Origin of the sequence: Mesorhizobium loti, assembly GCF_003148495.1 — a bacterium.
Classification (GTDB): Bacteria; Pseudomonadota; Alphaproteobacteria; order Rhizobiales; family Rhizobiaceae; genus Mesorhizobium; species Mesorhizobium loti.
On sequence record NZ_QGGH01000004.1, the window covers coordinates 564,068 to 577,411 of the forward strand.

Here is a 13,344-nt window from a genome sequence, read left to right on the forward strand (position 1 = left end):
AGGGCTGAAGATCTTCACCAGCCAGGGTTCCTTAGCCGATGCGAGCCGGCGGCAGTTCGAACAGAGTGGCGCCGTTCTCCTGGCCGCGTTCGACATAGCCGATGACTCCAAACCATCTTGCGACATCCGGTCCCCGGAGCCAGCTGCGCGAGTGGATGGGGAGGTTGCCGGCAAGCGCCTGGATGTGCCGGATATGCCGCTTGCAGAAGCGGACGGTCGCCGCACGGAAGAAATCCTCCTGTGCGGCAAACAGCGTGTCGGCGGCGTCGCTGTTCTCATGCCAGGCGATGATCGCCACGGCCTTGTCGCCCTCGACAAGCGCGTGAGCACGGCCTTCCTTCAAATTCATCATCAGATTGTCGTAGGCGATCTTGCTGTCCTTGCCGGCCGCCGCGTATTCGTCCGACATCCGCTTGGACAGACCACGAAAGACATCTTCCAGATCCCCGAGCGTTGCTGCGCGTGCTCTCATTTCTCCTCCTGACGCCCCGGCAGGCAGTTTGCCCTAAGGTTGGGGGATCACCAAGCAAATCAAATCCGCTGGTGGCCTAATATGCGCAAAGTGATTTCGCCCAGAGGATGCGGGCGCCGCCGCCTACGCCGGCAAGCCTGCAATCCGCATGGCGTCGGTGACATCATCGACGATATCTGGCGCAAGTCCTACGGCGGCGGACCAGCGGCCGATGGAGAAGTGCGGATCGAGCGACAAAAGCCGCGTGGCCGATACTTTGGCCTCGTCGATCCGCCCCAGCCTGGCAAGCGGCGCCGCCAGCCATCCGTGCAGCATGCTGAATCCGGGGTTCATTTCGACCGCCCGTCGGCCTGATATGACGGCCTGCTCGTGCCGGCCGGTGAGAAAATTGCCGAATCCGATCATGCCTTGCGGCACACAGCTCATGGCGTCCAGGGGGTTCAGCCGTAACGCTTGCTCGCCCCAGTCGATTGCCCGGGCAGCGTCGCCGCCATAGGCAACCGACACGCAACCGAAGGCATAGACGAAGGCGCAGGAGGCGCTGAGCGTCAAAGCCTGCGCAAACGCCTCGTCGGCCAGCCTGCGATCATGCTCCACGATGCCGATGGTGAACCCGGCCAGAGCGAGCGCCATGGCGTCGCCCGAGCCGTGCTCGATCGCTGCATGGGCATGGCGGATCGATCGCTCCCGATTCTCCGGTTTCATGCCGCCGCGCACGAACAGCGACTGATGCGCCCAGGCGGCAAAGCCATGGGCAAGGGCATAGGTCGGTTCGATGGCGAGCGCCTGGTCCAGCAGCGGCAGGCCCTTGGCTGCACCATGCGGCATGAAGGTGTAGACGTCAGGCAGCGCGCGCAGCAGCAGATCATAGGCGTCGAGACTGTGGGGGCGCTGGCGCTTGACGCGTTCGACCTCGGCCCGGCGCAGATTGGGCTCTATTGCCGCAACCACGCTGATGGTGATCTCGTCCTGCAGCGCGAACACATCGGTCAGTTCGCGGTCGTAGCGTTCGGCCCACAGATGGCTGCCGTCCTCCGCGTCGATGAGCTGGCCGGTGATGCGCACGCGGCTTCCCACCTTGCGCACGCTGCCTTCCAACACATAGCGCACGCCGAGCTCGCGCCCGACCTGCTTCACATCCACCGCGCGGCCTTTATACGTGAAGCTTGAGTTCCGCGCGATCACGAACAGCCAGCGGATCCGCGACAGACCGGTGATGATGTCCTCGACCATGCCGTCGGCAAAATAATCCTGCTCCGGATCGCCGCTCAGGTTCACGAAGGGCAGCACGGCGATGGACGGACGGGCGGGAATGCCCAGGCCGGGCTTCGGTTGCTTCACCGAGGCGATAGCCTCGGCCTCCTCGCGCACGGTGCCGACGAAGCGAAGGCCCCTGCGCAGGATGGTGCGGATGAGGCGCTGCTCCTCGCCGCTGTCGTGCAGTGCATTGCGCGCCGCGTTGATGCGGCTGGCGAGCGTGGCGTCGGAGACGATGCGCCCCTGCCAGACCGCGTCGATCAGATCGTCCTTGCTGACCACCCGCTCGCGATTGCGGATCAGATATTGCAGCAGGTCGAACACCTGCGGCTCGATGGAAATCAGGTCGTTGCCGCGGCGCAGTTCGCGCCGATCGCCGTCCAGGGCAAAATCCTCGAAGAGATACGGCAAAATGGCTCGCTCCAGACCGCGCGGCAAACAGGCCGACACTTTAGCCGTGTCGTGGACGCAAAATCAAAGCGATCTCAAGGTAAAATCAAGAGTTCCTGAAGGCCGCCTCAAAGCGCGTCCGTCAGCCCTGCCGCATAGTCCTCCTGCAACCAACGCAAACAACACTTTGAAAAGGAGAACTCAAATGTCGAACACTGCAGCAAAGTCCGTCGTCCTCGTCCATGGCGGCTTCGTCGATGGCTCCGGCTGGGACGGGGTCTACCAGATCCTCAAGAAGAACGGCTATGACGTGACCATCGTCCAGAATCCGACCACCTCGCTCGCCGACGATGTCGCTGTGACCAAGCGCGCCATCGCCGCCGCTCCTGGCAACGTCATCCTGGTCGGCCACTCCTATGGCGGCGTCGTGGTGTCGGAAGCCGGCACCGATCCGAAAGTGGCAGGTATAGTCTACATCGCAGCCTTCGCGCCGGACGCCGGAGAGTCGGTTTCGAGCCTGATCGCCAACCCGCCGCCAGGAGCGTCGGTGCCACCGATCCTGCCGCCCGTAGACGGCTTCCTGATGCTCGACAAGGCCAAATTCGCAGCCTCGTTCGCCGCCGACGTCCGTCCCTCGCTCGCCTCCTTCATGGCGGATTCGCAGGTGCCGTGGGGCGTGGCGGCGCTCGAAGGCAAGGTCACCGCTCCAGCCTGGAAGGTGAAGCCCAGCTGGTATCTGGTCGCCACGGATGACCGGATGATCCCGCCGCCGGCTCAGCGCAATATGGCCAACCGCGCCCAAGCGACGACGGTGGAAGTGCCCGGCAGCCACGCCGTCTATGTCTCCAACCCCGCAGCTGTCGCCAAGCTCATCGAACAGGCAGCCGCCGGCATCGCCAAGAGCTGAACCGCATCACATCCGGAGATGGATGGCCTGGGCGCCTGTGGCGCCCGGGCTTGTTGCTTTGCTGGGATGATCCACGAAAGACATCCTCCAGATCCCCAAGCGTTGCTGCGCGTGCTCTCATTTCTCTACTGGCGCCCCGGCGGGCAGTTTGCCCTAAGGTTGGGGATCACCAAGCAAATCAAAATCCGGATGCAGGCCAATAGCCAATAGGAGCAAAGTTTCGCCCGAAGGATCGCGATGCAATACAGTGTCCAGTAGTTTGGCGGACGGATCGATGTCGTTCGGCCCCGATCTGACAAGCGAAGCGTGCCGCAAATCTTCCTCGCCGCGGAAGTGCTTCACATTTCGCCGTCCAGTTGTGCCGTTGCGGGCGAAAATCCGGACGTCGTGGTCAATGATGATTGGCTACGGTAGTCGTCGAACTTTATCTCGTGAATTCGGCCGTTACCTTCAGGAGGCTTCTCAACCAAGGTCGGCTGCATGGCTCGACAAACTTCAAACGCATCAACAGACTTGCAAAACCGCGATTCAATTACCTTGCGCTGAAATGGTTACAAAACGCGAAAGAGCCCGCGCATTGTCCAAAGGACACGCGGGCTTTTTGATTGTTTTGGGGGATCCCTCAATCCCCGTGTCGCGACCCATAAGCAGACATTGCCCTGAATGGCGCTGATGTAGGCAACGGCTAGAGTGGTGGCACTGGCAACAGGCTAGTTTCCTCTGTCACCCGGCTTGTGGCCAGCGTCGCGAGTGTCAGCCGTGCTGAAACTCGTCGTTACGCCGACAGTAGTGGAACAGAGCACGATGATCGCCAGAACTCTAAATAATGCGGTTCGCATGCTTCGCCTCCCTGCGCCGAAACCGGCCATCCAGTCTCGGAACTCAAGGATCATATCGCGTTATTCAAATGAACAACGAGGCGTCGCATACACCAATCGGTCATTTTTCCATGTCAGTTCGACGTAGGCTGATGTGCAATGACCCGCGCCTCCCCACTGACGCGGGCCGACCAAGCGTTGCCTTTGGCCAGCAGCCTTACCCAGGGAAGGGACGGCGCTTTCCGTCCAACTTTCCGCCTGGTTCCCGTTTCCTCGGATGCCCTTCCCGAGAGATGGGTGATGGTGCCCAGAGGCGGATTCCAAGTAAATGAAATCTGGTTTTGCTTTCAAATGTTTGTGGTTCGCATAGCCACGGCACCTACCAACAGGACTACCAACAAAATATTTCTGTGGATTAGTTTGGTTCCCAAACCTCGCTCTGCACGCTACGACGCCGGCATACTGCACCTTATCTCACAGGCCGATAGCGGTTGCTACTTGGGGTGGCCCAGTTCGTCCCCCCTCAATGACATCCCATGATGCGGGGGGGTCGAGTCAATTGAAGCCTCCGGGCATCGCGCACCTTGGCGGGTGGTTGTTGCTCCACCGAAACCATCAACGCGGTCTGATTCTCATACACAGCTAGCCTCCCTGAGATTGCGCCTCAGACACAATCCCATGAACGACTCGAGCAGTCACCACACCTGCAACAGGCATCTCGATACCCCACGGGTACTTCGGATTTTGCGCGCGTTCGAATTGGTAGACGACCAAGTTAGGCAGATTTCGTTTGTCATAGCGGCGAGCTAGGTTGAAGACGGCGCTGTTTTGCGCAGCCAAGACTAGATGGATCCTTTCGACGCCCGCCGCATCGAGTTGCTTCAAAACCCCGAGAAACTGATCGGCAAGTGCCGATTGCTTGACTTGGGACCAATGCGACGACTGCAGGTCCGGCAGCATCATGCGGACAACCGGATGCGCGAAGGTGGTGGCTAGATCTTCCGACTTCACAGTGTATGAAACCGAGACAGCCAGCACCACCTCTCGGGCACTTCCAGCTTCATCGATCCCTGTAACTTCGAAACGTAAACCATCGTCCGGCCCATCGAGCAAGCGCCACCGACTTGCGCCCCGATCCCAGTCCATGACGACGACATCGCCCTCATCATCCAGAAGCACGCCGGTCAAAAAGGTAAACGGCACGGCCGTCAGTCCACCATAGACAGTAGTCAGGTCGCTTCTGTCATTTCCCTTTTGGAGTTGATGGAACAATGTCTTCATCCCGGCAACGGGCTGGAGCAGGTCTCCGGGGTCGACAATGACACCGTCCTTGCGCTGGCGCAGATCCATAACCAAATCCACGCGAGCACCAACAATGCTATCGGGAACGGCGGCCTTCAATGGAGAACCGTCGTCGTCGCGCAAACCTCTGCCCTCAATGACGAACACCTTCTTGCGTGAGAGTCTCTTTTGCTCATTGGCGTAGCGCATCCACGCCCAGACCGCTGAGCCGATCATCAGCAGAGCGCAAACCACAGTGACTGCCCAAAGAATGCCGTTCGGGACAGCGCCACCCGTTCCTATCTCGACGGAGCCAGCGGTGCCCCAGATGGGACCTGAATATTTGAAGACCCAGTTCGCGCCATGAATTGCAATCAGCACCGTGACAGCACCGCGGAAAATCCAACTCTCCGCGTTGCGCGCTCGAAAGAACCATCCGGCAGCCGATCGGATCACAAAGTCAACGGTATCCCAGCGCATAGTGCGGCTCCTTAGTTGGTCGCCAGTTCGACGGATTCGGGCTGCCGACCGCGCCTATGAAGGCTTGCGGACACAATGAAGCGCCGGAAGAATCCCAGTTTCACGATCAGGAGCACGGCGAACTCGATACCCCTTTCTCCGTCGACCAGGTCCTGCATCGAACGAAGATCCGTAATGCTCGGCCGCGCTGAAAAACTTGGATGCGAGTGCCATTCGCCGAGATAGTTGAACGTCTGATAGTTGTGACCTGTCCGATCGAAGAATTTCTCCAACGCCTGCCGATGATGGTCGGCGTCGCGAACGAAGTGAGCCCGTTCTCCCGAAATCTCGTCCAGAGAAAAATCGACGACCACAAAATGACCGCGCGCGACCTCCTGCCCCATGAGGATGCCGCCAATCTCACGCGACCCTGCTCGTCGAAGAGCTGGCTTCATACAATCGCGCACCTCATGGGAGACGCCCACCCGGATCATGCTGCGACCTCCGGGAAGAGAGAAGCGAGAAGCTCCTTCAGGTCTTCCTTGGACGCGCCATCTTGGCCTTCGCCCCACTTTCCTTCCGGCAGAAGGTCGATCGGCCAGGTATCGAAGGCTGCGCGGAAGATCCATTCCGCGGCCAATCCGATCGCATAGGCCGAGAACGGAAAGATGCTTTGCTCGCGCGTCAGGATATCCAACGCCAATCGCGAAGCATGGCCGGCGATCACACTGACATCGGCGTCGTCGGCCACGAGCGTGGAGCCTTGCTCCCGCTGCGCCCCATATTCCACTTGAGTTGTAGCCGCCCATGGCACACCATGGGCATCGCACCAGGCGCGTATCTGGCCTCGAGCAATCGTCGGGATCGGGTCGAGCTCTGGCCTCGCCCTCGCGACGATACCTCCGATCCCTCCGGCAAAGACCTCGCACCAAATCATCGGTTTGCGGTGCCGGCGCGCGACCGCCGCCATCAGGTTGAACGCTCGCGGATCGGCGGTCGCATCGATCAGCAGGTCGGCCTGCGCCAATTCCTCCATGACGGACTCGGTGGTTCCGGCGCTCTCCTGCTGACCTATCGCCACGCGCCGCATGGAAATCTCGGCATTCGCGACGATGTCCTTGAGGCGAGCCGCCAAGGAGTCGACCTTATGTTGGCCAATCGCTCTTGCGTCGAGGTCATTCCTGACCAGATTTGCCGAGAAGAAGATATCATCATCGACGAGCGTGAATTTTCGGACGCCGGATCTGGCAAGAGTGGCAGCGATCTTCGATCCAACCGAGCCGCATCCGACAATCGCGACCCGCTTCTCTGCAAGACCGGCGTGGTTCGTCGGCAAGCGGCCGGATGTACCGGGTGCGACGATCATCTTATAGCCGAAGACAGTCTGCTTGCGTTCCTGCGGATAGAGGTTCAGCGCGATCCACCGATCTGCGTCCCCGAGCAGCACGAAACCGTCAAAGGGGCTGTCCAGCAGTTGCTCCGCAAGTTCGGGGAACTCAGCAGGCAACAGCTCGGCGAAACGCCCCGGGTTTGCCCCGAAGCCGGCGATCTCACGCGTTGTGCGAAAGGCGAACCCCTTAGCGATCGAGGAGCGCGAAGGCTTTGGACCGCTGTTCGACCATATCGAGCCTTCGTCCCCCACACTGACGAGAGATGCAACCCACGTCGGTTTCTCAAACCGATCCCAGGCGATGATGGGTACAGCGGTATCGACTGGAAGTACTGCGAGAACTTCGATGACTCCTGGGTCAAGTACGAACCTCATATGCTCGTTGCGGGCGTCGCGGCCGATCGACGCCTTATGAGCCGATGGAACAACGCCGCCCTCGTCTCCCTCCGGCCTCTCACCCGACAGGAGAAGATATGCGCTCTCTGCCATCATCGCCCCGGTGATCGACGGATCCCAATTGTCCGGCCGGAACTCGAGGCAGAGCTCTCCCCCCGCCCCGTATTGGTGCCAGGTAAGCCGCTTACCGTCCCGCGATAACACCATGGGCGGTGTATCCGGGAAGGTCGACGGATACACCATGTAGAGGCTGAACGTCTCACCATTGTGCTGGATGTCGAAATCCACGATCAGCTGAAGATCGTCGCCGACCCTCCAGCCGACAGCCGACAACCATCCGGCGCGCTCCTGCAACTGTGCAAGCGCGACCTGCTCGGACCTCGCACGGGAGGCGTTCGTCAGCCACCAGCTCATGCAAATCCTTTCGGCGTCGTCGGCACCCGAGGCGCGTTTCCGAAGGTCGGGATGGCCACCGCAGGGGCAGCGGACGGCGTGCGCAGGAGCCCTCCACCGTTTCCGTTGATCTTTGTCACTGCTCGGTCGGTCAACGCCGTGCCCATCCGGGCAGAGACCGCTTCGTTCATGCGCTGCAACGTTGTGGCGTGGGCGGCGCGTCCAAAATCCTGCCGGGCCTGTTCGAGCCACCGGAAGAAGGCCTTCGCCTTGCGCGGGTCCTTCTCCCATCTGTCAGCGAAGTTCTCGAACGGGTCGGTGGGATTCGCAATGATGTATTTGGTACCATCGTGACGGAGGTACCGGTCCATGCCCTCCAGGATCGAAAAGAGGGCGCCGGAGATCGTGTCCTGTTCCCCGTATGCGTGGCCTGCCAGCGTGGTGATGATGACAGAGATGGGCTTCAGATCGGGCTCGCCGATGAACGTGTTGTCCCGGTGCCTCTTTAAGAGCATCACCGCGGCCTGCAACGGTGTCCGCACGCGATAGTCCGGCAGCTTCTCGACGCTAGCCGTGACCCCCTGCCTCTTCAACGACTCCACGAGGACCTGCTTGCGCCGGGCGAGGACCGAGGCCATCCGGGACTTGAACCATTCCCCATATCCCTTGGGATTGGAACGCGGCCAGTTGGCCGTCCGCACCCGGTAGGTTGGGACATCACGATCCGTGATTGCGATCGCAGTATCAGCCCACCGCGCATCGAATTGCGCGCGTTCCAGAAGGAGTCGCTGTTCCGAGCCATTCGGCAACGAGGGAAGGACGTCCATATGGAACTGGGCGCCATCCGCATAGGAGAGGATCCAGCAACGCCGGCCTTCGCGCACCGGCTTCGTCATCCCTTTGGCGTCGTGATAAGCCTTGATTTCGTGGCCCAAGAGCTGCTTCAGGTCGAACTGCGTTAGCTCGTTCTTTGTGAGCTTCTTCAACTCACAGACAGAGTCGACGTCATATTCCTCGGCGTCGCTTATCGGTCGGATCGCTGTTCCGAGACGAAACGATCCCTGCACATAAACCGCCGGGTCGAAATTCCGCACCGTGCTCTCGGGCCGGTGAAACCAATCGCCCAGGGACTTGTAGCTCGTCTCCGCCTGTTCATATCGAGACACCGGAATGGCCAGTTCTCCCACGAGTGCCTGAAGAAATTTCTCAACCTGATCGTTTGCGCCTGTCATTTTCAACTCCCTCTGTTTCTCGATCCGTTCGATACGGGCCAAAATCGCCCAGACCGCTGTCGAAGGGCGTCAATGGGAAGGATTAGTACACGGATAGCTTTAATATGTCCATACACTTTATATTCGTATCTGCGGTTGAGGTCGAGGAGGGCGCTATGGCGCTGAAATCGAAGCGCGTTTGTCGTTCACGCCCGCAGATTTCTTGCGCCTTATTCAGCTCTGGCTCCCGCCCCCTCGCCTTGGTATTTGGCTGCAAGGTCGAGCCAAAAGAAGTCGCCGGACCCCAGTAGCCGTCGTCGAGATGCGTGAAACAGACCACATCGAGATGATTGCGCTGTGCAGGCCGGAGATCCAGATCCAGCTATTCCGGCTGCTCGACGAGAATTCTTGCCATTGGCAAAATCGATGCGGGTGCGGTCGGCATTGCCGAGGGGCCGGAAGTGCGCCCTTGCGATCGGTTCGAGCCTCCGACCCTATTTTGGCTTGAGCATCTACGGGTTGACCGGTCACCCGGATGGGCATATGAATTATACGCATCGCCTTTCTGTGCCAATATAGTTTATACCCATATCGAGGTTCTGATGGAAAACGAAAAGCCAACTGTTCGGTGGGGCGTTGAACAAAGGCTGGAATTCATAGAGTTCCGGCTGTTCTGGGAAGGCGGCGTCAACCGCGCGGACATTATCAAGATGTTCGGCGTTTCGGTGCCGCAGGCATCGAAAGACCTGACGCTGTATCAGGATCAAGCGCCGGGAAATGTTGAGTATGACAAAAGCGGGAAACGCTACATACCGTCACGAAGTTTCGAACCTAAATTCCTGACCCGCGACCCCGACGCGTACCTATCTCGGTTGCGCTCCCTTGCGGAAGGATTATCAAAGCCAACCGAATCCTGGCTAGGTTATTGTCCCGATTCTGATATCGCCCTTACACCGCACCGCGAGGTCGACACCGCCGTGCTGCGATCAGTTCTCGACGCAATGCGCGATAAGAAATCGGTGGAGGTTCTGTACCAGTCTATGAGCCGCGTGCGAACCGATCCCGTTTGGCGGCGCATGTCGCCCCACGCCTTCGGCTACGACGGCTTTCGGTGGCATGCGCGGGCATACTGCCATACCGATGCTAAATTCAAAGACTTCATACTGCCGCGCATTCTGGAAGCACGAGCCCCTGGCCCGATTGGCGCGCACAGCAAAGATGATCTGAGATGGCACGAGCGCATCCATGTCGAAGTCACGCCGCATCCTGCTCTCACCGAAAATCAGAAGAAGGTCGTGGCGAAGGACTACGGTATGACCGGCAATAAGGCGGTGCTGTCGGTGCGCTGTTCAATGCTGTTCTATGTGCTGAAGAGGCTCGGTTTGCTCCGAGATGCCGAGAAGGAACCTACGCGGGCGCAGCATATAGTTTTGCTGAATAAAGAGGCCGTGCAGGCAGCACTGGATCGTGCGGAGCTTGCGGATGCGAGAGAGGTAGAACAAGTGTAGGCACTGTTCGTCCGGCGCGATCAAATCATACGCACGCCACCATTCCCGGTCCTAGAGCACGTCCTGTTTAATCCGGTTCATATCCTGCGGCTTTGAAGTAGTTGGCACATTCGGCTGGCGTGAAGAGGTCGAGAAGCGGACCGACGGCGTCCCACAAAGCCTTGATGGTTCTCTCGGCCTTTGCTCGCAACAACGCCTTGAGCTTGGAGAAGGCGTTCTCGATGGGGTTGAAGTCGGGACTGTAGGGCGGCAGGTAGAGCAGGCTTGCCCCTGCCGCCTCAATCGCGTCGCGCACGCCGGCGGCCTTGTGGGCGGGCAGGTTGTCCATGACGACTACGTCGCCCTGCGACAATGTCGGGACCAGCACCTGCTCGACATAGGCCACGAATACGTTGCCGTTCATAGCGCCGTCGTAGACGAAGGGCGCTGTCATGCCCGTCAGCCGCAGCGCTCCGGTGAAGGTCGTGGTCTTCCAGTGGCCATGCGGCACGCCGGCCCGGCAGCGCTCGCCGCGCGGCGCTCTTCCACGCAGGCGGGCCATCTTTGTGGAGAGGCCGGTCTCGTCGATGAACACGAGCTTCGCCGGATCGAGATCGAGCTGGCCGTCGAACCAGTCCCGGCGCCGCTTCAGGACGTCGGGGCGATCCTGCTCCAGTGCGTGCGCGGACTTTTTTTGAATGTCCAGCCGTGGCCGCGAAGCCAGGCGCTCAAGGCGCTGCGGCTGATCCGCACCGAATGCTCGGCGCTGAGCCGCTCCACCATCTCGTTCAGCGTGATGTCCTTGCGCTCCTCGATCAGCCCGACGATGAAGGCTTCATGCGCATCGAGGCTGGAGGCGCGGCGGCGGCCCTGCGGGCGTGGCGCCAGTTCGCCGATCTTCGCCCGCGCAATCCAGCGGATCGCGCTGGACACTCCCACGCCGAACCGCGCCGCCGCTTGCCGCGCCGACATGCCCTCGTCCGAAGCCTTCAAGACCCGCGACCGAAGATCACCGCTCAATGCTCTTCCCATCATCCACCTCCATCGAGGTGGATGTTGAATCAGAACAAAACGCAGCCGTCACATCACAATCGATTCATCGATCACGCGACGTGCTCTAGGTGGGCTGACGATCCATTGGCTCAGTTATGAGTCACGGCAGCGCGTCCTCAGGTATGATCCAACCTGCAAGTCTTGAATGCAGTTCGAGCGGAACAAAGCACGCAAGACGCTGCCCAAATGAGCCACTAAAAATGCGGGCGAGATGCGTGAGTCCCACTGGCCATGTAAATTACCGTTTGATATTTCTCAGATCGATGACCCGGACATTGGGAAGGCTATCACCGGCAAGACATCCCTCTTCGCGGTCTTGAAACTGCAACCGGGGAACTTCTGCGAGAACTGTCTTCCCCATCCCCTGTGAAGAAATATCCTCGGACGGGTCACGATCGATCACCACATACTCAACGGGAAGATCGTTCGGTACCATTTTTGCATTGCGCACCCTGTCGGAACTTCCGATGTGCGTGGCATCCAACACCACGTCCGACCCTGTGCGCAGTAAGTCGCCGGCCCGGTTTCTGGCCACGCGAAATGTTTGCCCGAGGTCGCTTACGGACAGGCTTCCGTGGAGTTCCAATGTGATGCTCTCCGTTGAGACTACCGGGTGTCCTTGCGATGCAGCCCAATTACTCTTCCCCGACGCTGCCGGCCCCACCGTCATCATTAGGCGTTGCCCAGCTCGAGGCCAGTCCCATCCTGGCACTGAGGCGGGAAGCGAGTCGGCCAAGCGCTCCCACCATTCGGAAAGCTGGTAAAGTTGAGAATTGGCGGCGGGTTTGCCGTGAGATAGCCAGTCCCGGGCCCTTTTAAAGGCTAGCGCACCGTTCCGCTCATCGTGAGACATGTGGGGCTCGAGCAAAGTGAGAATTTCGTACCACTCGAATTGCCACGGACTATCATACCGAAGAACTCGATCATTTATCTGTTTGACATAAGGGTGCTCGGGGCTAGCGTGTCGTTCGAGCTCGTCAAGATATTTTCGGATCAAACCTCGCCGGACGGCATCAACCATCGGAAGCAACGCCCGCGCTTGCGCTGCCCAAACCCGGCGATCAATCTCATCAAGCAGATTATGTGCGACGGCCGCCGCAGCGTGAGGCACCGGCACGTCATCCCATAGGTCCACGAGGCCGTTTTCCCAGCACGGATAGGGCCAAGATCTTGATCCAGCCAGAACTTGGAGCCTCGAGATCGGCGCAAGCTGATCTTCTTCATCCCACGCCAGGCCTAGCTCAAGTAACTCCCGCGACCAAGCCGCCACCTCGATGACCGTGGCCACAGCAAGACGTTCTATGATACCGGCGCCGATGCGAATGCCGCTTGCTGCCACCCACGCGCCGGTATCGAGAGATGTAACGGTGCCAATCATCTTACGCGGGGTTACTGCGCCTCTGAGCCGCCTGGCGTCATCCTTTCCAAGCCCCGTAGGAGCCAATACAACAAGGTATGGTCCAGAGGTAATGGCTTGCCTTTTTCGCTCGAGCACTAACGTGCGGAGCAATGCTCCCCATACGCTGACCGCTTCCCGGGTAACGCCGTCGACGACAAATGCAGTTCCTTCCAAGTCCGGATCTGACAGGAAGTCTGCTACCGTACCAATGGCTACGCCAGCTACGCCCCGCGCCAGTGCCAATGAATGAATAATCGAACCACCAACCTCCGCGTCGGATGCATTGAACGAAACAGCCTCTGCGGCAAGCTCGTCAGTGAGCTTTCGTGCTAGCGCGTGTTGAAATCCAACCGGCAGCGGCCTGGGACACTCAACAACGGCAATGCCTGAGGTCCACAGGTCGGACATGACCCGGGAGACAAAGCCCGCCG

General features: G+C 59.8%; 10 protein-coding genes. 2 read left to right on the forward strand and 8 right to left on the reverse strand.

What is annotated here, in order from left to right; all coding sequences use genetic code 11:
- Positions 1 to 31: 31 nt before the first annotated feature.
- Both C8D77_RS19515 and C8D77_RS19520 read right to left on the reverse strand, forming a co-directional pair.
- On the reverse strand, positions 32 to 472 hold the full coding sequence (locus tag C8D77_RS19515) for a hypothetical protein (protein WP_109666627.1): 441 nt from the start codon (positions 470 to 472) through the stop codon (positions 32 to 34).
- A gap of 123 nt (positions 473 to 595) precedes the next feature.
- Positions 596 to 2,140: a winged helix-turn-helix domain-containing tetratricopeptide repeat protein gene (locus C8D77_RS19520; protein WP_109666811.1), complete on the reverse strand. Its 1,545-nt coding sequence runs from the start codon at positions 2,138 to 2,140 to the stop codon at positions 596 to 598.
- A 184-nt stretch (positions 2,141 to 2,324) separates the two neighbouring features.
- On the opposite strand from C8D77_RS19520, the gene C8D77_RS19525 reads away from it, so the two are divergent.
- Positions 2,325 to 3,026 carry an alpha/beta hydrolase gene (locus tag C8D77_RS19525; protein WP_109666630.1) on the forward strand — a complete coding sequence of 234 codons (702 nt, stop codon included), beginning with the start codon at positions 2,325 to 2,327 and terminating at the stop codon, positions 3,024 to 3,026.
- A gap of 1,460 nt (positions 3,027 to 4,486) precedes the next feature.
- On the opposite strand, the gene C8D77_RS19535 is transcribed toward C8D77_RS19525, so the two are convergent.
- The 4 genes from C8D77_RS19535 to C8D77_RS19550 are packed head-to-tail and all read right to left on the reverse strand — an operon-like array spanning position 4,487 to position 8,995.
- Positions 4,487 to 5,605: an SAVED domain-containing protein gene (locus tag C8D77_RS19535; RefSeq protein WP_109666632.1), complete on the reverse strand. Its 1,119-nt coding sequence runs from the start codon at positions 5,603 to 5,605 to the stop codon at positions 4,487 to 4,489.
- 11 nt (positions 5,606 to 5,616) lie between these two features.
- The gene (locus C8D77_RS19540; RefSeq protein ID WP_215732068.1) at positions 5,617 to 6,078 is read right to left on the reverse strand and encodes a Mov34/MPN/PAD-1 family protein; all 462 of its coding nucleotides are present in this window, start codon (positions 6,076 to 6,078) and stop codon (positions 5,617 to 5,619) included.
- Positions 6,075 to 7,784, reverse strand: a complete 1,710-nt coding sequence (locus C8D77_RS19545; RefSeq protein WP_109666634.1) for a ThiF family adenylyltransferase — start codon at positions 7,782 to 7,784, stop codon at positions 6,075 to 6,077. Before C8D77_RS19545 ends, C8D77_RS19540 begins: the two co-directional genes overlap by 4 nt.
- A complete protein-coding gene (locus tag C8D77_RS19550) occupies positions 7,781 to 8,995 on the reverse strand; it encodes a nucleotidyltransferase domain-containing protein (protein ID WP_109666816.1) in 1,215 nt (404 codons plus the stop codon). Before C8D77_RS19550 ends, C8D77_RS19545 begins: the two co-directional genes overlap by 4 nt.
- Before the next feature lie 581 nt (positions 8,996 to 9,576).
- On the opposite strand from C8D77_RS19550, the gene C8D77_RS19555 reads away from it, so the two are divergent.
- Complete coding sequence (locus tag C8D77_RS19555; RefSeq protein ID WP_109666636.1) at positions 9,577 to 10,482, forward strand: BrxR family helix-turn-helix transcriptional regulator; 906 nt, start codon at positions 9,577 to 9,579, stop codon at positions 10,480 to 10,482.
- 67 nt (positions 10,483 to 10,549) lie between these two features.
- Here C8D77_RS19555 and C8D77_RS19560 read toward each other — a convergent pair.
- A protein-coding gene (locus C8D77_RS19560) for an IS630 family transposase (protein ID WP_245951826.1) occupies positions 10,550 to 11,493 on the reverse strand; the annotation gives its coding sequence in 2 pieces (ribosomal slippage) (positions 10,550 to 11,157 and positions 11,157 to 11,493; 945 coding nt in all).
- Between the two features lie 259 nt (positions 11,494 to 11,752).
- Positions 11,753 to 13,321 (reverse strand): AAA family ATPase, encoded by a 1,569-nt coding sequence (locus C8D77_RS37640; RefSeq protein ID WP_170136772.1) that lies wholly within the window; start codon positions 13,319 to 13,321, stop codon positions 11,753 to 11,755.
- Positions 13,322 to 13,344 lie beyond the last annotated feature (23 nt).